At 44.4% G+C, this 21061-nt stretch carries 18 protein-coding genes and 1 pseudogene; 14 read left to right on the top strand and 5 right to left on the bottom strand.

What is annotated here, in order from left to right; all coding sequences use genetic code 11:
- Nucleotides 1-89 precede the first annotated feature (89 nt).
- The 3 genes from CXF58_RS08625 to CXF58_RS08635 form a co-directional block, all read right to left on the bottom strand.
- A complete protein-coding gene (locus tag CXF58_RS08625; RefSeq protein WP_102077219.1) occupies nucleotides 90-2399 on the bottom strand; it encodes a hypothetical protein in 2310 nt (769 codons plus the stop codon).
- Complete coding sequence (locus CXF58_RS08630) at nucleotides 2392-2913, bottom strand: hypothetical protein (protein WP_145989805.1); 522 nt, start codon at nucleotides 2911-2913, stop codon at nucleotides 2392-2394. Before CXF58_RS08630 ends, CXF58_RS08625 begins: the two co-directional genes overlap by 8 nt.
- 296 nt (nucleotides 2914-3209) lie before the next feature.
- Entirely contained in the window at nucleotides 3210-3428 is a 219-nt protein-coding gene (locus CXF58_RS08635) for a helix-turn-helix domain-containing protein (RefSeq protein ID WP_093071416.1), read from the bottom strand.
- A 250-nt stretch (nucleotides 3429-3678) separates the two neighbouring features.
- On the opposite strand from CXF58_RS08635, the gene CXF58_RS08640 reads away from it, so the two are divergent.
- Complete coding sequence (locus CXF58_RS08640; protein ID WP_093071415.1) at nucleotides 3679-3999, top strand: hypothetical protein; 321 nt, start codon at nucleotides 3679-3681, stop codon at nucleotides 3997-3999.
- A gap of 42 nt (nucleotides 4000-4041) precedes the next feature.
- Here the strand turns inward: CXF58_RS08640 and CXF58_RS08645 are convergent, their stop codons facing one another.
- The gene (locus tag CXF58_RS08645) at nucleotides 4042-4683 is read right to left on the bottom strand and encodes a hypothetical protein (RefSeq protein WP_093071414.1); all 642 of its coding nucleotides are present in this window, start codon (nucleotides 4681-4683) and stop codon (nucleotides 4042-4044) included.
- 147 nt (nucleotides 4684-4830) lie between these two features.
- Nucleotides 4831-5318 (bottom strand): annotated as a pseudogene (locus CXF58_RS08650) (transposase).
- Nucleotides 5319-5547: 229 nt separating this feature from the next.
- Here CXF58_RS08650 and CXF58_RS08655 point away from each other — a divergent pair.
- The 13 genes from CXF58_RS08655 to CXF58_RS08715 all read left to right on the top strand — a co-directional run bounded on the left by CXF58_RS08655 (nucleotide 5548) and on the right by CXF58_RS08715 (nucleotide 20631).
- On the top strand, nucleotides 5548-5718 hold the full coding sequence (locus CXF58_RS08655) for an ATP-binding protein (RefSeq protein WP_102077221.1): 171 nt from the start codon (nucleotides 5548-5550) through the stop codon (nucleotides 5716-5718).
- A 224-nt stretch (nucleotides 5719-5942) separates the two neighbouring features.
- Nucleotides 5943-6761 (top strand): TnsA endonuclease N-terminal domain-containing protein, encoded by an 819-nt coding sequence (locus CXF58_RS08660; RefSeq protein ID WP_228706579.1) that lies wholly within the window; start codon nucleotides 5943-5945, stop codon nucleotides 6759-6761.
- Nucleotides 6745-8820, top strand: coding sequence for a Mu transposase C-terminal domain-containing protein (locus CXF58_RS08665; RefSeq protein WP_102077223.1), 2076 nt, complete (start codon nucleotides 6745-6747; stop codon nucleotides 8818-8820). The genes CXF58_RS08660 and CXF58_RS08665 overlap by 17 nt, the downstream gene beginning before the upstream one ends.
- Entirely contained in the window at nucleotides 8817-10472 is a 1656-nt protein-coding gene (locus CXF58_RS08670; protein ID WP_102077224.1) for an AAA family ATPase, read from the top strand. The genes CXF58_RS08665 and CXF58_RS08670 overlap by 4 nt, the downstream gene beginning before the upstream one ends.
- A gap of 5 nt (nucleotides 10473-10477) precedes the next feature.
- Nucleotides 10478-12019 (top strand): TnsD family Tn7-like transposition protein, encoded by a 1542-nt coding sequence (locus CXF58_RS08675; protein ID WP_416375577.1) that lies wholly within the window; start codon nucleotides 10478-10480, stop codon nucleotides 12017-12019.
- Nucleotides 11994-13586, top strand: coding sequence for a Tn7-like element transposition protein TnsE (locus CXF58_RS08680; protein WP_102077226.1), 1593 nt, complete (start codon nucleotides 11994-11996; stop codon nucleotides 13584-13586). Before CXF58_RS08675 ends, CXF58_RS08680 begins: the two co-directional genes overlap by 26 nt.
- A gap of 286 nt (nucleotides 13587-13872) precedes the next feature.
- Entirely contained in the window at nucleotides 13873-14613 is a 741-nt protein-coding gene (locus CXF58_RS08685; protein ID WP_102077227.1) for an SDR family oxidoreductase, read from the top strand.
- A gap of 101 nt (nucleotides 14614-14714) precedes the next feature.
- Entirely contained in the window at nucleotides 14715-15551 is an 837-nt protein-coding gene (locus CXF58_RS08690) for an NmrA/HSCARG family protein (RefSeq protein ID WP_102077228.1), read from the top strand.
- 311 nt (nucleotides 15552-15862) lie between these two features.
- Nucleotides 15863-17083 carry an alpha/beta hydrolase gene (locus tag CXF58_RS08695; RefSeq protein ID WP_228706580.1) on the top strand — a complete coding sequence of 407 codons (1221 nt, stop codon included), beginning with the start codon at nucleotides 15863-15865 and terminating at the stop codon, nucleotides 17081-17083.
- 116 nt (nucleotides 17084-17199) lie between these two features.
- Entirely contained in the window at nucleotides 17200-17568 is a 369-nt protein-coding gene (locus CXF58_RS08700) for a TetR/AcrR family transcriptional regulator (protein ID WP_180952557.1), read from the top strand.
- Nucleotides 17568-17864, top strand: a complete 297-nt coding sequence (locus CXF58_RS08705; RefSeq protein ID WP_102077230.1) for a hypothetical protein — start codon at nucleotides 17568-17570, stop codon at nucleotides 17862-17864. The genes CXF58_RS08700 and CXF58_RS08705 overlap by 1 nt, the downstream gene beginning before the upstream one ends.
- Nucleotides 17861-19156: an efflux RND transporter periplasmic adaptor subunit gene (locus tag CXF58_RS08710; RefSeq protein WP_102077231.1), complete on the top strand. Its 1296-nt coding sequence runs from the start codon at nucleotides 17861-17863 to the stop codon at nucleotides 19154-19156. The genes CXF58_RS08705 and CXF58_RS08710 overlap by 4 nt, the downstream gene beginning before the upstream one ends.
- On the top strand, nucleotides 19153-20631 hold the full coding sequence (locus CXF58_RS08715; protein WP_102077232.1) for an efflux RND transporter permease subunit: 1479 nt from the start codon (nucleotides 19153-19155) through the stop codon (nucleotides 20629-20631). The genes CXF58_RS08710 and CXF58_RS08715 overlap by 4 nt, the downstream gene beginning before the upstream one ends.
- Nucleotides 20632-21061: the final 430 nt, after the last annotated feature.

Below are 21061 nucleotides of genomic sequence, written 5' to 3' on the forward strand. Positions count from 1 at the left end.
CATAGTCTGCAATCAGCACTTTAGCTGCGCTTTTAATGCTTTTTTTAGCGCCATCTCTGTTGAGCTGCCGCAGTTTGTGAGCACTAATGTTATCCATATAAGCGAACCTCAATTTGTTTTAGGCAAAGATCATTGGCAATCGCATCTAGATGAGGGCTGAGCTGGTGCAATTGATTAATAGAGCTTGATGACATGGGGTGCGTAAATTCTTGATCGGGATGCTCATGACCGTAAAGCGTACAAATTAGATAATCAGACACACGTTCTGTGAGCATGGATCGCAGCTGATGACGCAGCCAATTATCCTGATGACTAAAAAAATCTTGTAGCTCATATCGAACGCGGCTTGGCGTGATACCGATAAAGCCTTTTGGATTTTTTTGGTAAATTTGAATAAGCGATTGCTCTGATTGCAGAATAGCATCAAGGGGATAAGGTGTTTCAGGGCAAATTGGATTATAGATAGCGGCAAATTGCTTAATATAATCAATGTAGTTTTGTATAGCAGCGGCTAAAAACTGACTTAACGGAATGAGCCTGCCGTCAGACTGACCGTGACGCTCTTCTTTATCAGATACCCATAGTAGACGACGTTTAAAATCAAGCTGATTGAGTAATCCTGGCGCATGTTTAACCGGACGAATACCGGTTTGAATCATAATAGTGTGCCACAGCCAAACGCTATAGCTATTAAACTGCGCAGTATAGCGCTCGATACTATGATTGAGCCGTTCATTATAGCTCTCAGCGCTCATAGCCAACTGTTCAAAGAACTGCTGGCACGTAGAGGTTTCAAGCACCATATCGCTGCCAACATGGCTTTTATGACCATTCATGGACACGCTGCACTCATCTATCAATGACGCCTTTTTCTCGTCATCACAGTATGCGCTTAGCAGTGCTACTGCTTTTATATAGGTTTGCTCTAGATCAGCAGTTTTGATGCTGGTGTAATACAGCGGCGAGCTGTGCTTTACATCAACGCCTGTGAGGATGTCAGCATGTAGTGGCTTACTAAGGCCATTTTTAATCACTACAAACAATCCAGACTCGATATATTGAGCACTCAAAGCTGGCAGGTTGAGCTGATTCTTAACCTCGTTGATAGCTAGTTTGACATCATCAAGTGAAACAGCGACTTTGTCCTCTAACATGATCTGTAGCACTTCAGGTAGTGCTCGCTTGAATACGCTACCATAGCTTTGCCTGTGAGCAAGTAAATGGCTTCTGGTATTGGTGGTCACATCAATCGTGATAGCAATACTACTGACTTTACGAGTACGGTCATAAACAAAATACTGACGCTGACTGCGACCGCGCTGCCAATCATCAATTATATTGTCAATACTAAGACCGCTTAACAGTGACAGTAGTAAGACGGCATAACCCGTTCTACTTTTCATGTGTTCCTTCATAAAGCGTTGCCATAGCATCGAAAATAGCATTTGATAGCCAGTTACACTCAGCTGGCGATGATTAGTTGGGAAATGAAACTGATTGCGGCTGGCATGCTGATAGCTGCTTTTGAGCTTCCATTGCTGTAGCTCAGAGGATTTGGCGATTTGTTTGATGGGTTTAAAATTATTGTCCAGCAGTGGCGGTGTGTTATCATCGGCAATATTCTCAGCAGTTGCCACGTTAGTTGACTTGCGTGATTGTTTCGTACTAAACAATTTTTTCTGTAACGGCTCACCATCAATAACCGTCGTAGTATTAACAACACTTTGAGCTTTTTTTGAACGTTTGGCGCTCTTATCATAAGTTTTACCGATAAAAGCTTTATTGTTTATGACTACCTCATAAGCCAGCCTGATTTGACCAACTTTACTGGCAAGATACTGATTAGCAGCTTTACCCGTTGCCTCTTCTTGTTTGACGCTTATCTCATACTTTCTGATAGAAGATAAGCATGAGGATAGGTTATCGCACTGATCATGAATTCTAATTAACTCGTTGAGGATATCGCGCTGTGGATCAGCAGGCCTTAATGCCATACGAATACGAACGCCTAGTTTATCAATTTTAGCAAAATGCTTATCTTGCCTAGCTGTAATCATAAACATGATTTTGAGGTAGCCGCTCATAAACCGCCAAGCATCACTACCGCTATCAACCGCACCATACGCTTGATAAAATATAAGCAGCATATATGTAACCGCCCACTCTCCCGTTCTACCTTGCCCGATAATCTGCTGGATCACTTCAGTACAATCGATGCCCCTAAAACTAGCATTAGCAAGTGGCGCCGAACACAGTAGATCAATCTCAGCGTCTGGCACCAGACCGATAATATCAATAACCAATGCTTGCATTTGCACATAATGTGGCGAGCCTATAGGAATGAGCTTATTCAATACTCGTTTATCAGTCACATCATCGAACAGTTTAGTATCAGCCATGTCTACCATTCATCCAGTTCATGTTTTTAGGTAGACCTAATAAAGTCTCATCACATGCTACCTTACACTGCTGATATTCATAGCTACTTTGACTGATACCTGCAAAATGACAGTAATTACTAACGGTTAATCGGGGCACGCCCATCAGCTCACAGATAAGCTGCTTTGATGCATTTTGATATATGGCTTGAAACAGAGCCGGATGATTCACGCCAGCAAACCTAGATAGACTGAGAACCTCGCACCACGCCAGCCGCTTAATATCATGACGACTTTCAAGCGCAATCAGACAAGGCTGACGCCAGCTATCTTCGAACCTCATTACCTCATCGATTCGTGCAAAGTTATTGAAGAACTGATAACTGTCTCTATCAAGCATACATAACCGCAATGCTGGTCGATAATAATCATCTAAGCCTGCCAGCTGTGGTCGACGCAGAGGCAATCTATGCTGCTGCCAAACCATAAAAGCAGTTCTGGCATCAGGGTGAATGGTGAGATTTTCTGAGCTCAAAACTAACAGCTTTTGAGTTGAGCGAAGAGTCTTATTTTTCACGATAAACTGCTCTAAAAATTATCATTTCATTAATAGTACGTTATAACATAACATTATACAAGTGGATGATTTAATTATATTTATTAAAAAACATATTGGATGTAAATGAGTGCAAAGTCATTAAAAAGAGCTCTCAAAAATAACAGCGATGCCATTACTTCGTGAGAGCTATGATTGTTTTTTATCAGGTAATAATATCGTTATTTTTAGAGTTTAGAATGAATGTATAGATTCAACTACATTATTTATAAAACCTAATTTTTACTGTCTTCATCAGGTATGTATTTTAATATCTCGCATGGTGTCACCTCTAGTACTTCACACAATTTGCTTAGTGTATCGAACTCTATACGAGTCGTCTCATCGTTATAAATCCTATGAAGTGTTGATTTACTAATGTCTGTCATCCTTACTAGATCGGCAACCCGTAGTCGTCTTTCTGCTAGAAGCACAGGGAGATTACAAGAAATCACAATAAAATCCTTATTGGTAAGTAAAAAATACTTGCCAGTGACTACTTTTCTGCTAGAATAATACTCGTTGGCAATAACTAAGTTTCCGTCAAAAACTATTTTATGCTGACTAACGCTTTATTATGTCATATACCTATCTTGCTGCTCAATAGCTGGCTAATGATGGTAGGTGTGACTGTTTCAATAGATATCATTACTATAAAAAGGGAATGTTAATCGTAGGTATCAGGTCATTAAAAAGGAGCACGTTGTGGGCATCAGCATTGAATGGAGCATGACACAAAATGCTTGGGACAAACGGGTCTGTGAAGATTATTGGGCTTATGATCACAAAATCAGCTATATAGATTATATCCGTCTGCTTTGTCAAAAATATAGCATTAATACGCATGTATTATTTGAAACCGTAAGCCAATGCTACGCTTGCTTAGATGATGTGTGCTGCGAATATTGCGGAAGCGCCTGTCCTATTGAAGTACCTGCCGATATTGCTTACATGCGAGCAAAAGAGAGTTGGTTTTGCGCAGTGTGTGAGCATGCTATGTGGCGCGGGGATTCTGTTAGCAAATAGAACCAGCTTCAATTGATAGTAGCAGCCAAAGCCATACGTTTACTACGTGTGGCTTTGTTTTTCTTCAGCATAAATTCCATTCAAACGAAAAAATTCAGGCTCATCAGTACTATTTGAACTATAGTATATAAAGGTATCGTCACCAGACAACAACTCTTCAACAGCTTCTGTTACATAAGCCATGGATTCCAGTGGTAAGCTTTGCGGACTCTGCATGCCAACAAATATTCCTTTAGTATCATGAGCTTTTGCAAGTAGATTAATCAGCTTGTGTGTGGCTATCTTTATCATATCGAATTCATGCTCGCCTGTAGAGCTCGCTTGAAAAAACTGGAATGAACTGCCAACCTCAAACAAGCTTATAACATCTATTACATCTATACCGATAATAGTACTTGCGGACCTTACATCTAGCAGTTCAACGACATCATTTACTTCATTAGGCTGGCATCTAATAATGCCTTCTACAATATCTAAGCGTTCATACTCATTGTTATCTGTCTGTAAGCCTACTAAAATATCAGCCTCTGCTTTCTCTCTTAGCTCTAGTAGTGCCTGCTCATTCCAACCGTCATTGATCATAAAACAGGCGATAATAGATGGCGAATAATGGTCTTTATCTGGTCGGTATAAGGCGACACACGGAACACTATCTATTTTTGAGTTGTCGAGCTGATATTTCATGATTAGACCTTTTGTTACTCTAAATGTTATGACACTAAAAGTATCACTCGTTTTTATTTTTATACTGACTTACCGTATGATTAATGAATTTGAGGCTGTCCTAGATAACTAGTTCAAACCCTGTTTAACCCACTGTTTTAATTGTAGTCATTGCGACTTTGGGTCACTGTGATTAAAACGCCACTCACATTCCTTTAAATAAAGTTCTCTATACCATTAATGTGATTTTTGTCATTAACAAAGGTTTTAGAGTGGTTGATACGATAATGAGTAAACTCACTGACATCTAATGCGTTATAGCTTTTAAATGAGTCAGTATAAACAATGCTATCAGGCTTCACTTTTTCTCTTATGATGGGGATCAAAGTATCTGCTTTAGCATTGGGTATAATACAAGCGTAGACCTTGCCATTACGAGTGCCACCAAAGTATGATTCGTCTACTTCGATTTCGCCCTCAAATAGACCAGGGTCTTGACTATTCTCGTAAATAAGCACTCGTAGCCTATGAAAGTAATAACTGGCTGTCGTTTTATTAACACCGACTAGGCTTGCTGCTGTTCTGGCGGTAGAACCGGCAACAAATAGCTCGATGAGTCTGCTTTGTTTATACCAACTTAGTTTACTCTTTCTCATAGTGCTATCCTAAATAATTTTGCTTATCTAGGACAGCCCCTATAACGTGCTTCTCAGGTGACGACATCAGCGTTTTTTAGGGTACGTCATTATCAGTTTCAATAGGACAGAGAGTCGATTGTTTAATACACCCTGATACTAAAGATTGATAATAAGCACTGTCTTGTATAGCTTAGCGAATTTTTTAGTTTTCAAAGAAATACCCAGGTAGCTTGGGCAATATTGGGGTTTGTTTGAGCGCTTTTATCGTCATGATAAAACCAGCCAGCACCATTCAGGATCAGGTTTGGGTTTATCTATCGTTCAGGCTATTGCTAATGCTCATAAAGGGACGGTCAATATCACTAACAAAGATGAGTATTGTTTTGAAGTTACTGTAGGATTATTGATTGCTAAGTAGCATACACCTCAATATCCTAGTGTTCAAAATATTAATAATATGTAGACCTACTATAGGTCTATTTTATTTTGATAAGTCGAAAGGCTCTGAATGCTATTATTCATATAGTGTATAAGTGTGGGATTTAAATAAAGTAGGTTACTTTTAAATATAGTTGGTAACTTATAAATAAAACTGGTAACTTAGCTCCTTATACTTTATGTGCAATGTCGGAGGTACGGAGCTTGACCAGCCTATCCCTTGACTCTCGTTCACTGAAATGGGTTAAACAAGGTCGTGGAAAGGGGTCAGGAAAAGACTACCAACCCTGGTTGACCGTCAGAGACCTACCTTCTGCAGGACGATCTCACCGCATCTGGGGATTCCAGACTCAACGAACTCACCATCTGTTGTCAGACCTAGAGCTGGCGGCGTTTTTTCTGTTTGACTGGAATTCATCTGTCACTGATATCCGGGAGCAATATCCTCTCCGATTAGAGGATACCATTGAGCTTGCAGCGCAAGCGCGTATCCGTCATCCCGAAATACGAGGACAAATTCAAGTCATGTCCACGGATTTTCTGGTGGACACCAATAAGCCTGAGCTTCCCAGAATGGCTATTCAGGTAAAAACCTCTTCAGATCTTTCAAATCCTAGAACCATCGAAAAACTGGAACTTGAACGGCGTTATTGGGCGTTAAAGGAAGTGCCATGGTATTTGCTGACTGAAAAACAAATTCCCAAGACTGTCACCAAAAATATTGCCTGGCTGTATCCAGCGCAATTGGTTCTGGATGGGATCGAAGATACTCTGAATATGGCTTCCCTTTACCTGGGCTTCTTTATAAATCATCCGACTTTGCTGATTTCTCAGGTTGCAATGATGCTTGATCAAGCCTATTCACTCTCTCCAGGCGAATCCCTGCAAAAAATTCGTTCGCTGTTAGCCTTGAGGGTGTTCTTATTTGATATCAGAAGGCCTTGGTCAACCCTGACTGTAGGGGAGTTACAAGCATCTTCAGACATTGATTCATTGAGGAATTATTATGTTGCGAATCAATGATGTCGTGATATTCGGGGAGGCTCGGTATCGTATTCTTGATGTCTCAGATATTCGATATACATGGATTAATATCGATTCCGACAAAGCATTTCCTGAACGGGTTTCTCTGGCAGAGGTGGAAGACTTCATCCTTTCTGAGACGTTAAAAAAAATTGATGATCCCTATTCGCATCTTGCTGCTCAGCTCCCGGAACATGGCTCCGTAGCACAGCAAATCCGGGACAAGCGTATGGCCGTTATTGAGCCTTTAATACACCAACCGGATATCTATTATCGCAGCGGTCGAGGCGCACTGGTTCAGCAGGTTGTTACTGAATCTGGAACGGCTAAAAAAACAATATATGCCTATCTTCGCCAATATTGGCAGCGGGGTTGCACACCGAACGCGCTTTTGCCGGACTACGATAAATCAGGCGGGCGAGGAAAGAAACGTACAGCTTCAGGAAAAAAATTAGGCCGTCCGAGAAGTATAGCGCCGGGTACCGGCGCAATTGTAGATACTGGTGTTGAACGCATGTTTCGCATTGTGCTTGACCGCCACTATCTGACGGAGAAGAATCATTCTCTACCCTATGCTCATCGACGCTTCGAGGACATGTTTGAAACAGCTCATCCCGATGTACCGAAAGAAAACTTCCCGACAGTGGCTCAACTACGCTATTTCTACGAGCGGGAATATGTCCGGCCTGAACGTATCAGGCTGAGAGCCAATAAAATCGAATACCAAAAGGACATCAGGCCGTTGCAAGGAACAGCCACAAGCGGAGTTCACGGCCCCGGTGCACGCTACGAGATCGACGCGACTATTGCCGATATCTATCTGCTTTCCGCTGACAGACAAAAGATAATTGGCCGACCAACCTTGTACGTGGTTGTCGATGTCTATAGCAGATTGATTGCTGGTTTCTATGTGGGACTTGAAAATCCCTCCTATGCGACTGCGATGCTGGCATTGGTGAACGCCATGATCGATAAATCTCAGATATGCCAGTCTTTCGGTTATGACATCGAGCCTGAGGATTGGCCGTCGATTGGACTGCCGGACGCAATTTTGGCTGATCGCGGTGAGTTACTGGGCCATCAAATTGAATATCTGGAGCAGGCCTTTGGTGTTCGGATTGAAAATACACCACCTTATCGTGGGGATGCGAAGGGTATAGTTGAGCGGCATTTTCGTACCATTCAAGCGGACTTCAAACCGTTTGCACCAGGAGTGGTTGCCGGAACCACCATTAAAAAGCGGGGCGGGAAAGATTATCGGTTGGATGCAACACTTACATTGGACGATTTCACTAAAATAATTATCGGCTCTATCCTGCATCGCAACCAGAGTTCGGTGTTGGTCAAGTATGACCGCGATCCGGACATGCCAGATACACTCGCACCTGTACCGGTTAATATCTGGCAATGGGGTATTCAAAATCGTAGCGGACGGCTGCGTAACACATCGGAGTCGGCGTTGAAGCTGGCATTGTTGCCTCGTCAAAAAGTAACGCTTTCCGATTACGGCATTCAATGCTTCGGTGCCTTTTATACCTGTAGGGAGCTGCTGGCGTCTGGCTGGCTCCATAGAACCGGGCAGCAGCGACCAGGCCCCTTTATGGCGGCGTATGACCCCTCGGTAGCCGACATCATTTATGTCTTCCCAGATGCAACAAAATCAGATTATTGGGAGTGCTCGCTAACTGACCGCTCAAGGGAATTTAGGGGCCGGTCGATGTGGGAGTTATGGGACAGCAAGCAGCAACAACGAAAATCAACAGCGGCAGCTAAATTGAAGGAGAGGGAAAGCAAAAGATCGCTGGAAAATGTGATTCAGGAAACCATCCAAAACGCAGAAAAGCTACGTCCTTCCTACTTTGGTGAATCGAAAACAGAAACCTTGGCCGGCATCAATCAAAACCGGCGGGAAGCCCGCGAGCAGGAACGCCAGAAACGCCGAGCGGATAACAAGCCGACTGAGCCGAAACCCAAAGCAGATGTCAGGTATTTGACTGATCAGCCCGAAGACGGGGCTTTCCCTGATTTTCTGGATGAACTGTTTGGAGATGATGAATGACACTACCCAAAGGCATGGTGCAGGCGATTTATAATGATACCGGGATCAGTCAGTACCAGGGAAACCCTCTCATTGAGGCTTTGCCGCCGATCCTGGACCGGCGTCAGCTAAAGGACGGGTTGTCGGGTCAAATTATGTTTCGCCCAACTGACGTTTATCTTGATGGCCAGACCCGTATTCATGTCATATCTCAATTACTCGACAATTTTTTCCAGCCGCTATCCCGTCACATCGAGCTGGAGTCAAAATTATCGGTCATGCTTCGACAAGGGTATGTCGGCAGAAATCTGGCGACAGGCGAACTGAATGCCCACATCCAGAATGGTTATGAGCGTGTCATGCAGGGGGATTTGGCTGTTTTCCGGTTCGAGCACGTAGAATCCACCGCTAAGAGCCTGGCTTTCATTGGTTGTTCTGGTTCAGGCAAGACAAGCTCATTGAACCGTATTCTGACAACCTATCCCCAGTTGATATATCACCAAGCCTACAACTTCACTCAGATCGTTTTCCTTAAAATTGACTGCCCGCATGACGGTTCGTTGAAAAGCCTGTGTCATAACTTCTTTCGGGAAATTGACGCGGTACTCGCCACGAATTACGTCCGCCGCTACGTGGAAAAACGACATAGCGTAGAAACCTTGATTGCGGTAATGGCACACATTGCCAACACCCACGCCATTGGACTGTTAGTAATTGATGAAATCCAGCATCTGAGTGTTAAGAATTCAGGTGGTGCCGAGCGCATGCTCAATTTCTTTGTCACACTGGTTAATGAAATTTCGGTCCCGGTAGTCATGGTGGGGACACCAAAAGCCAGATCTGTTTTTGAACTGGATTTGCGATCCGCTCGTCGCGGTGCAGGTTTTGGTTCAATACTATGGGAGCCTTTAAGCAAACCATCAGGCGAGCAGGAGGTATCCCGTACCGAGTGGGGAGCCTTCACTGGCCGCTTGTGGAAGTATCAATGGCTGACTAAAGCATCCCCTGAAGTGACGGATGAGATTAGAGATACCTGGTACGAACTTTCACAAGGCATTATGGATGTCGTCATCAAGTTGTTTGTTTTGTCACAGATCCGGGCTGTTGTCACCGGCATTGAGCGCATTACCCCCGTCTTGATGCGAAAGGTATATCAGGATGAGCTAAAACCTATCCACCCCATGATTGATGCGTTACGGTCGGGTGATGTGTCAAAAATAGCGCGTTACTCAGATCTGACTATCCCCGACGTGGATAGAAAAATACTGGAACTGAGCCACCTGCTGCGATCCAACCAGGAAAGCATTGATACCGTAGTCAAGTATGGGGGTAATGAACAAGCCGTTCGTTTGCATAATATGTTGGTTGATATGGGGTATGCCTCTGAGCTGCTTGAACCTCTGATCAACAGAGCGTTTGAGGATCATCCAGGCCTTGTGATGAAGGATCTTATGCCGCTGATCCTCTCTTGGTATCAGAATGCAGAGATAGAGAAGCCCGCGTCAGCCACACCCAAACTTAAAGCGGTGAAAAAAGCTGACTGGCATACCCTGGATTCAGAAGACTTGCGCTTCCTATTCTCTCAGTCCGCAAACGAAGAAACCTTCCAGGAATCACTTGGCCTCAACGGCCTGTTTTTTGATGCCCAGGACTGGGTTAATTCCTTTGGGTGATGGCCGTGTTGAATTTTCCTATACCTTACACAGAGGAGTTGATGTATAGCACCGTGGCCAGAGCGGGTGTCCGGCAGGGGCTGACCAGCCCAAAGCAACTGTTGGATGAGGTCTTCGAATCTCGCAGTATTATCGCAACGATAGACTTACCCAACCATCTTGCAACGCTCTCCCGCTGGCTTCCTGAGGAGTTCACACCTGATAAGTTGATCTATAGCCATACCTTATTTCCGCTTTACGCACCTTTTGTACCAGAGGCTCGACGGCTTCAGTGCATGAATTGGTTGTACCAGGGTACTCAGGGTGCCGCTCATCTGGCATTAGGGGTTGCTGCCTCTCGTATTAAATCCCCGCGTTTTGTCAGGTACTGTCCCGGTTGTATAACCGCTCAACGTGAACAATATGGTGAGTATTTTTGGCGACGAGAATGGCAGGTTGCCGGGGTTGAATCGTGCCCCGAACATGGTGTGCTGATGGATACGCGAATTGCTCGCCCCTTGATTGAACGTCATCGCTTTATCGCTGCTGCACCTGAACACTGTCTTATGACTAAACAGCAAAAGGGAATGGGAGTATCTGACTGGATAACCACGCAGGTGCGACAGTTGTTAGTTCGGCCTGCGCAAGCGTCACCCAGTTTTGAGCAATGGACAGAGTATTATCGCAGCCTTGCTTATCGACTGGGTTTTTACCGGGGAAAAGCCCAAGTTGACCACTCGGTGATAAGAAATAAGGTATTAAAGATGTGGCCTGCCGCTTGGTTAATCCGAAACCGTCTGATGCCTCCCAGTTCCGATATTGATGACTCAGACTGGCTGAGAGCAATCTTCCGTAAGCATCGAAAAAGTTTCAATTATCTTCAGCATATTGTTGTTCATCAGGCATTGCTGGAAAGCCACTGGCAGATAGACAATGTGCTTGATGAAGTTGGTCGGAAACCAACACGTAAAACGCCACAACAAGTTAAGGTGGTGATGCAAACGTCGAACAGTCAAACGCCAGATCAGGAAGCTTGGCTCGCATTGTTGTTATCTCATCCACCCCTGCAAGCCAGAAAAACATCGCCAGCTTTGTATGCCAGACTTTATCGAAGTCATCGCGACTGGCTGTTGGACATTAACGATCGCCATGCAAAAAACAAGACAAATGCTAACGCACCACGCATCGATTGGGACATGCGGGATCGGGAAAATCTCCAAGCGCTTCGACAACTGGCTACGTTTTTGAATGCAAATAAACAAGGGCCTAGGCACTCAAGAACCTACTACCTTAAGTTGCTTGGCAATCTCTCAACCCTTGAGAAAAACCTCCATCAAATGCCACGTACATCGGCATTTTTGGTGGCTAATTCGGAAAGTGTCCCCCAGTACCAGATCAGACGCTTGCAAAATGCCTATGACGATTTACGGGTTCTCTTTGACTCGCCGCCAAGGTGGCGATTGTTGCGAAACGCCGGATTGAGTGAAGAACGAATGATGGAGCCTGCCAGGCAGTATTTGGAAAATTTAGTGGATACGGAACATGAAGTTCAAAGGTGTAGAAAATAACAGCGTTATTCGGGAGATTGGCTCTTTATTCCGCCGCCATGATGGTTCTGATTGGCACATTAATGTCAAACTGGCACCCGGCCAAAAGAAACAATATTTTGGTGTCTCTCAAATTCCGGTCCTAGCAAGACGCAGGGTCGTTAATGCAAGTGAACAACCGCGCCCTGCCGGATTCCAGTCCCGTGTTGTGATAGAAAATACTCGTCATTGGCGTACTGAACCTATCGAAGCCTGTCCAATTCCGGTGGTAAGTCGGCGGGACGATGGGCAGCAATGGTGCTTCAATTTTGAATTTGGTGGAACGCAGTATTATCTTCCTCAGCTCGAATTAGCGCGAGTGCTGTTCTTCCACCACGCCTATATCACGCGTTTAGCATTGATCTCCGGTGGGCTTTCGCAGGAGTTTGATATCCAGCGCATAGATAAATTGAGCAAAGCTCTGGTTAATATTCTGCCAACCTGTACTCTGCCGCTGTACGTCAGAGGTGACTATGCATTAAGACGGTTGTTAGCCTGGATATTGCTGGATGACGAAGCTCGGCTATCTTTTGAAAGTATTGCCCGCTACCAACTTCAGAGCGGTTATGACACAGACAAGTACCGTCTGTGGCGTTTTCAATTTGAACCACCACCGCTCGCAGGTGTTGAGCTGACTCTACGAGGCCATTACGATCAGGAACGAAAAGCGTTTTTTGTGTATGAGATTTATGGTGTTTCCAATCTATCTTGTGATTGTCCTGCCTACGTTGATTTTGTCGATCCCCGATTCGCTGAGAGGCGAACTGGCCAGGGGTATGCTGTTCGACCCGGCTCGCAATCCGGCCCGGAATTGGAAATTGATGATGAACAAGAGCCAGATTCTGATCAAACAGAAATCCGAATTGAAACGCCAGCCGTCGCATTTGAGTTTGCTAATCCCATTCAGACAACTCGCGTTGGTAAGGGAAAAGGTCAGACGGGGCGTCTGGGTCAGGAAGAGGACTCGTCAGACTCTACAGAAACTACCGGCTTGGAAGTAAGTACAGATGAGGCCAGTACTCAAGGTACATTACCTTCAGCAGATTATGATGGCCTGGAGGATAATAGCGACGACGCACATCTATATACAGATAAATTTGAAGCCTTTAACGCCATGGTACAGCAATTGGTTGGCACGTCTGGTTGCCGCCATATCCACAGGGAAATCCGAAAGCTTCCCACTATTGATGGTTACTCCAAACACTTGCTTGATGATGGCAACCCGCGTTGCCTCGCTTTCCATCGAATTAAAAAGGATGGTCAAGAGTTTGCATTGATAGAAGTGGATACTTCCGACAACAAGAATAAGTTATCAACGCTGCTGTTGAAACAGCAGGATGTGTTGTTTGATTGGGAACGAACAATCCGAGAACTGGAAATTAGGTTATTAAAAAGCTCCTTGGTTTGGCCAAGCAAATTTCTTAAAAAGATATTCGGCAGTGGATTTAAACGCGTTTCTCATCCAAAGTCCCCATCCGAAAGCAAATCGTTGTTGGACCAAGAGACGATCCTTCGTTGGGCTGAAAGGGTTTGTGGAGACATGGATTAATATCAACAGTGTGATTACTGAGCAGAACGCACTACCCTCACGCAAATGGAATAATGAGCAAGATGATTGCCAATCTGTATGAGGTGTGATAGAATGTTCATGTCAAAAGAGTGCAGACCGGATGGTAGCCCGGTCACTACCTACGCAAAGGTGGCAACTCTCCCTCTTTTGGGTATCCGCGACACCAGAACCAGCTTTTTTGCTGGGCTTTTGGTGTGTCTGCGGGAATCCCAACCTCTTGTTGGCACACCTTCTTCAACTACTTGTAACTGAGAGGTGTTCGCCCATGAACCTTACATCAAATACTATTCTTATCACTGGCGGTGCAACTGGTATTGGCTTTGCGTTGGCACAGCAACTTTCTGATCGGGGAAACCTCGTTATTATCTGCGGGCGAAACGAAGCAGCGCTACGCAAGGCACAGGTAGCAGTGCCAACTTTAATCACACGTGTCTGCGACGTTACCGATACTGAGAGTCGCCAATCAATGGTCGAATGGCTAAAAACCGACCATCCTAATCTCAATATTCTCATCAACAATGCGGGTGTTCAGTACCATCGTGATTTTAACCACGATCCTGCTGGAGAATCGCTTGATCAAGAGGTGGCTATTAATTTAACTGCCCCCATCCATCTGATTATTGAGTTATTGCCCCTCCTCAAGCAGCAGGAACAGGCTGCCATTATTAATATCAGTTCAGGCCTTGCCTTTTCACCGATGGCGGATGTTCCAGTTTATTGCGCCACAAAAGCAGCGATTCACTCCTTCACTCTCAGCCTTCGTCATCAGTTGAAATCGACAGGTGTTCGGGTCGTAGAAATTGCTCCGCCTATCGTCGACACTGGTCTTGGTGGCGGTACACGCAGTGAAGGAACATCCAACCGCATGATGGTCACACCGGAAGAGTTCGCTACCGAAACGATGGCTCAGCTTGAAGCAGGCCAGAATGAAGTTCTTGTGGGCGTTTCAGTCGATACGCGACGCTTAGGCGAGGCTCTGTTTGAACGAATGAATAATCGATCTTAAACAGTCCGAGGCCCGCTGTGGCTGTAGCCACAGCGGGCCTAATACCCAGGTTGGCTGGGTGCCAAACAGGATAAATTAGCAGGCGGTTGAGGAGTCATCTCATGACTATTTTAGCAGTAGGCGCTGCGGGTACGTTGGCTGGAGAAATCGTGCCAGCGCTTGTTCGCCGTGGTGCGATTGTTCGTGGACTTGTTCACAGACCAGAGCAAATGCAATTAGCAAAAACGCGTGGAGCATCGGAAGTCGCCATTGGTGATTTATCTGATCCCGCTAGCCTAGATGCGGCGATGGAAGGAGTCGAGGGGGTCTTTCACATCGGCCCTGTTTTCGCTCCAGAAGAGGTGCAATACGGTAAAAATATCATTCAGGCGGCACAGCGTGCCGGTGTGCGGAAATTGGTGTTTTCGTCGGTAATACACCCTGTATTAAACTTGCCTAACCATGCTGCCAAGGCATTGGTCGAAGAAGTGTTGGTCAATTCTGGACTGGAATACACGATCCTTCATCCAACCATGTTGTATCAAAACTATGCCGCGTCGTGGGATCGGATTGTTGAAACAGGTATCTTGGCTGAACCATGGTCCGCTGACACCCGCTTCAGCCGCGTAGATTATCGCGATGTTGCAGACGTGGCGGCTATTGCGCTGACTGAGGATCGTTTAGCATTTGGAACCTTCGAGCTATGCGCTCCCGATATTCTAACTCGTCATGGTGTGGCTGAACTCCTGAGTCAGGTTCTTGGTAAGAAAGTTGGCTATGCCACGCTTGATCGCAACAAATTGGGTAATGTGCCGAAGGACATGCTTACCATGTTTGAGCACTATGACCATAGCGGCCTACTGGGTAATCCTCTCACTCTTCGCTCTATTCTTGGGCGAGAGCCGCGGACACTTCGGGCTTATTTCGAAGAGTTGATGCATATGTTCAGGTGTGAGTGAGAGTAAAAGCTGTAGCTGAATACTCCGTTTTTTCGGATTAAGGAGGTCTACTCCTATTATTAAGGACACATCTACAAAAGGTATGACAGCCTATAAGGAGTGTTCGGAACTAAGTGAAGCAAATTCAGTTGTCGTGAAGTATTAAAACACCATGTTGAGTATTTGCTAGAAATTCATCATTTCCCCTAAATCGGATGAATTATTCCCATCGGAACTTTTAGGCTTTGTGAGTAATATGTAATCACTTGATTAATTTTATCTCTGGGTCTATTCAGGCTCCGTGTTGAGTACTGGTCAGTAAAGGTTAGGCAATGTCGCAATCAAAAATATCGATGAATCAACGTTTTCACATTGGAAGAGTCTTTGGCGTGTTTTCAGCACTAGCGTTAGCGTTGGTGATATTGGTTGGCCTCATCGGATGTTCAGGGTTGAATACCACTGAACAAGACATTCATTCTTTAGCATTTAACATTTATCAACAACAAACCATTAGCGATGTAAAGGCACATCGAGTGTTTCAGCAGATGGCACAAGAAGATGAGCTAATTTTCAACTCCCCGAATGAATGGACACCCAAACATATTCCGGAAGGAAGCAAACCAACTAAGGGAATATTACTGGTACATGGATTAGGTGATTCCCCTTGGTCGTTTAGTGATCTTGCAGTGGCATTATCAGAACAAGGCTATTTAGTAAGAACGGTTTTATTGCCTGGGCATGGAACGTCCCCTGATGACATGTTGGATGTGAGTGCTGAACAGTGGCAGGAAGTTGTACATCAACAAGCGAAACAACTAGAAAAGGATGTTTCAGGAAAGGTGTACTTGGGAGGCTTTTCGACAGGAGCAAATCTTATTCTTGACTATGCCTATCAACATCCTTCTATTGCGGGCCTTGCATTATTTTCTCCGGGTTTTAAAAGCAGCGTGCCGTTTCAGTGGATAACGCCAGCATTGTCAAAAGTGAAGCCATGGTTAATGACTCCTGACAGTGATGTTGATGTCCAAACACCAGTGCGTTACATGACAGTCCCTACCAATGGATTTGCACAATATTATCGAACCAGCGTGTTAGCTCGAAAACTCCTTGAAAAACCTTATGACAAACCTGTGCTGATAGTGGCGACTGAGCACGATTCGGTGATAGATACGCCTTATCTTTTACAAGTGTTCCAACACAATTTTACCAATCCTAATAGCCGATTTATTTGGTATGGGAAATTGCCTGTTGAAGCCTCAGATACTTCAAGAATACTAGTTCGAACGGATAGAATCGACGCGCAGCGTATCAGTCAGTTTTCACACATGGGGGTGCTGTTTTCACCAGATAACCCGCTGTACGGAAGCCAGGGACAATTACGCATTTGTTTGAACAATATGAACGCTGAAGAAAGAAAGGCGTGTGAAAATGGTTCCCCATTGTGGTTTTCTGCCTGGGGGTATCATGAAGAAGGAAAAGTACACGCCAGATTAACATATAACCCTTATTTTTCATGGCAAAATGCTGTCATGTTTGATGTGTTAGGCGGCTAAAGGTTCAGATAAATTCATCACTTTCGATATTTTTAGGGAATTAAATCGCTGCCATTTTAATCGGTACTCTCTAGAATATTAATCATACGATTAATTAAGTAATGAGAGCCAGATTTATGTCTGATGAACATTCAGCTCAAAATGTTCCTTTGGAACAAAAAAAAGTGGGTCGACCTACTGGCGGTGAAAGTGACGCTCGTAAAACACTGATTGACGCTTCTCGCCAGTTGTTCATTCGACTTCCTTACGAAAAAGTCTCTACTCGCCTGGTTGCAGAGCGGGCGGATGTCAATATCGCACTCATTCGTTATTACTTTAAAAATAAAGCTGGCTTACTCGAAGCCATGTTGCAAGACACCTTTGCACCCATGAGTGAATTTATACGCAAAGAATCTCGCGACTCCTTCAGTTTTCAGACCAAAATGCGTGTCTACTATCAGATGATGACCCCACATCCTGGTTTCCTCGTCTTATTGCTCGATTGATGGACCGCCCTGAAGGGGACGAAGCAAGAGATGTTCTCATAAAGCACATGTCGAGTTTTGTTCTACCGGTTATTCAATTAACTAACAGCCAACTTCCAAACTTGAAAGAAGGCGTGGATATTGATCTTGCCCAATTGAGTTGTATCAGCTTGATGATATGCCCTTTTTTACTCCCTGATACGGCTTTCAAATTAATGAATATGGAACGTAATGAAGCGAGCCTAATGGCTTTGCTTGAACATAATGTGAAGTTGCTTGAGCAGGGTATTTTAAAGCAGAGCGAGGAAGATTTATGAGCCGCTTTAGTAGACGATGGTTATTCATTCCAGCGGCTTTAGTGGGGGGCGTTATTTTTGTATTTGCTATCAACAGTAAATCAACGCCCGAATTAAAAGCCGTCCAATCTAAAGAGCGATTAGTGGATGTTATTTCTCTAAGCAAGCAAAGTTTAGCACCACTGGTGGTTGGGTATGGTCGCGTTACCCCAAAAACTGAGTGGCAGGGAATTGCAGAAGTGTCGGGACGTATTATCTACATTGCTCCTGAGTTAGAGCGGGGAAGAATTGTGCCCGCAAACACACTTTTGCTGAGAATTGATCCTTTGGATTATGAGTTAAGTCTCGCGCAGTCTGAAGCACAGTTAAGCTTGTCTCAAGCTCAATTGAATCAGCTTGCATTAAAAGAAGGAAACCTGAAAACCCAACTGAACATCGAAAAACAGCGCCTGGAAATTAGTTCAAAAGAGCTAGAGCGTAAGAAGAAGTTGTTTGAACGTGGTTTGATTTCGCAGTCAGCGTATGACACTGAAGTACAGGTTGTTCTGACGGGCCGAAGAACGGTCGAAGAGTTGGAAAATCAGTGGGTATCTTTGCCTGATGACCGAAAAGTTATTCAATCTCAAATTAAGGTGAATGAATCGGCGGTTGAAATGGCAAAACGTTCTTTGCAAAGAACCGAGGTTTACTTGCCATTTCGAGCACGTATTGCCGAAGTGAATGTCGTAAAAGATCAAGTTGTTAATAATCAACAAACGATGATAAAGGCGCATAGTCTCGATTCTGTTGAAGTGGACACACAAGTCGCGGTTGATAATTTCTTTTTGCTGGCAAATAAGGGAACCCAAGACAACACTGTTGAAGCTTTTCGTAGTGATTATGTCAATGTCAACGCAAGTGTACATTTGCGTAGCAATGACCACCACTATGAGTGGCCTGCCATCGTCTCGCGAGTCAGTGACAGCGTAAATTACAATCAGGCGACCGCCGGTATTATTCTTGATGTCCAGTTAAGTGACAACCTGCCTGCGAATTTGCCGTCATTGATCAGTGGGATGTTTGTTGAAGCCGAGCTTGAAGGCGTTGCTCAGGAGCACTATATCGTGCCGGAATCGGCATTACACGGCAAAACGGTCTATTTGATGCGTGACAATGCGCTGGCTATTGCTACGGTCAAAGTACTCTACCGACGTGATGGCGTCGTTGCCGTTGAGGGTGAATTTCAGGACAAAGATCTACTGGTTCTGAATGACTTGCAACCTGCGGTTGTTGGGATGGCACTTCGTATTGCAAAGCATGAGGTAGAATTATGATCCGCTTTTTTTCGCGGCACCCGACCGCAGCCAACTTGTTGATGTTGGCACTTATCATGGTGGGTCTGACTTCACTATCAAAGATCAAGCGCGAAACCTTTCCAGACTTTGTACCACCTTACCTCATTGCATCTATTGTTTACCCTGGAGCGACACCTCTGGAGGTAGAGCAGACGTTGTGTCAGCGTATGGAAGATGCGATAGATGGGTTGGATAATATTGTTGAAGCTCGTTGTGAAGCATTAGAGGGCATAGCATCCATGATCATAAAACTAACCAATGGGGATATTGTTCCTCGAATGTTAGTGGATGTTCAGACTCAGATTAATAGCATTAATGATTTCCCAGCAGAAACCGAGTCCCCTATCGTGCGTGAGTTAGACAAAAACGATCCAGTCGTTGATGTTGCAATCCAGGCAGACATGCCGTTGCCAGAGTTGAAAGCTTACGCTGAGTCGCTAAAAAGGATACTCAAGGTCGACCATGGTGTATCGCTGGTTGAAGTCAGTGATTTCTCAGACCATCAAATAAGGGTCGAACTCGATACGGCTGCGGTACGTCGTTTAGGGATGAGTGTCGCGGATGTTTCTTCAACCTTAGCGAGTCAGAATATCAAACTCCCTGGGGGTAATCTGGAGTTATCTGACCGAAATTACTTAGTTCGTTTTGACGGTCAACAAGTGGACCCTGAAGGTTTAGGGAATATCGTGGTTGGCGCAGATAGCGATGGATCTGTCGTGCAATTGAAAGATATTGCCAACATTACTAATCGCTTTGAACTTGATGAGCAGAAACTCCTTTTTGATGGTATGCCTGCGACCGTCTTAAAAATCAGTAAAAATAAAGCCGATGACTCTTTGCGGGTGAAAGATAAAGTGGCAGCTTTTGTCGATGCTGCGAATGAGACTGCTCCAACCGGTGTGACTTTGACGCTCACCAACGACCAGTCTTCGATGTTGTGGGACCGTTTGACCATGATATTGAATAACGGTTGGCAAGGGGTGTTATTAGTCTTTGCTGTGATGTGGTTGTTCTTTACCTTTCGATATTCATTTTGGGTGGCAGCGGGGTTGCCTGTGGCTTTCCTGGGCAGTCTTTATTTAATGGTGTCCTTAGGTTTATCCATTAATATCATGACACTGGCTGCGTTATTGATGGCGATTGGTATCATGATGGACGATGCCATCGTGATTTCAGAGTCTATTGCCGCTCATATTGATAGAGGTCAACAGGTCAAAGATGCGGTTTACAACGGCGTAAGCAAAGTGTTTCCAGGTGTATTGTCTTCTTACTTAACCACGGTATGCATTTTCGGCAGTTTGATGTTTCTTGAAGGCGAGATGGGAGCGGTACTAAAAGTGGTTCCGATGGTACTGTTACTGGTACTGACATTGAGCTTGGTTGAAGCATTTTTAATTCTTCCGAATCATTTAAGCCACAGCCTTGAAAAATCAACGTCAGAGTTATGTAAATGAAAGAACTTTGATCATAGGAACAACTCGATCAACTGGGAGAGTATTTTAGCGCCCCTGTTTAAGAGGCTAACATGGGAATTGGATGTTATTTGTTATAAACTCTGAATTCTTCATAGTCTAGAGTTACCAACTTTATTAATTGTAGAAAACGTATATTAAGTTGTACAAACAGACAATGTTACCAACTTATTTTTCATGCGATAATTTGATTTTACGTAGTATCAGTCCATATTAAAATTATTAGTTACCATCTTTATTTGAATTCTACACTAAGGCTAGATTATGAAGTCTAATTTTCTTAGGTGATGTTGTTGATATGGGGGTATGAACAAAATGCCACTTTTATCTTTTTTAGTATTGACTGCTTTGGGTTCTAGTGTTTGGACAACTGTACTGACGCTTGCAGGTTACCACTTCGGCAAAAACTACG

Origin of the sequence: Psychrobacter sp. Sarcosine-02u-2, from assembly GCF_002836335.1 — a bacterium.
In the GTDB taxonomy this organism is placed as follows: domain Bacteria; phylum Pseudomonadota; class Gammaproteobacteria; order Pseudomonadales; family Moraxellaceae; genus Psychrobacter; species Psychrobacter faecalis.

Bases quoted from the DNA above. Each gene is read 5' to 3' on its own strand.
- CXF58_RS08625 (WP_102077219.1), bottom strand. From the start codon at position 2,399: ATGGCTGATACTAAACTGTTCGATGATGTGACTGATAAACGAGTATTG.
- CXF58_RS08645 (WP_093071414.1), bottom strand. From the start codon at position 4,683: ATGAAATATCAGCTCGACAACTCAAAAATAGATAGTGTTCCGTGTGTC.
- CXF58_RS08665 (WP_102077223.1), top strand. From the start codon at position 6,745: ATGTTGCGAATCAATGATGTCGTGATATTCGGGGAGGCTCGGTATCGT.
- CXF58_RS08670 (WP_102077224.1), top strand. From the start codon at position 8,817: ATGACACTACCCAAAGGCATGGTGCAGGCGATTTATAATGATACCGGG.
- CXF58_RS08680 (WP_102077226.1), top strand. From the start codon at position 11,994: ATGAAGTTCAAAGGTGTAGAAAATAACAGCGTTATTCGGGAGATTGGC.
- CXF58_RS08685 (WP_102077227.1), top strand. From the start codon at position 13,873: ATGAACCTTACATCAAATACTATTCTTATCACTGGCGGTGCAACTGGT.
- CXF58_RS08690 (WP_102077228.1), top strand. From the start codon at position 14,715: ATGACTATTTTAGCAGTAGGCGCTGCGGGTACGTTGGCTGGAGAAATC.
- CXF58_RS08695 (WP_228706580.1), top strand. From the start codon at position 15,863: ATGTCGCAATCAAAAATATCGATGAATCAACGTTTTCACATTGGAAGA.
- CXF58_RS08700 (WP_180952557.1), top strand. From the start codon at position 17,200: ATGTCTGATGAACATTCAGCTCAAAATGTTCCTTTGGAACAAAAAAAA.
- CXF58_RS08705 (WP_102077230.1), top strand. From the start codon at position 17,568: ATGGACCGCCCTGAAGGGGACGAAGCAAGAGATGTTCTCATAAAGCAC.
- CXF58_RS08710 (WP_102077231.1), top strand. From the start codon at position 17,861: ATGAGCCGCTTTAGTAGACGATGGTTATTCATTCCAGCGGCTTTAGTG.
- CXF58_RS08715 (WP_102077232.1), top strand. From the start codon at position 19,153: ATGATCCGCTTTTTTTCGCGGCACCCGACCGCAGCCAACTTGTTGATG.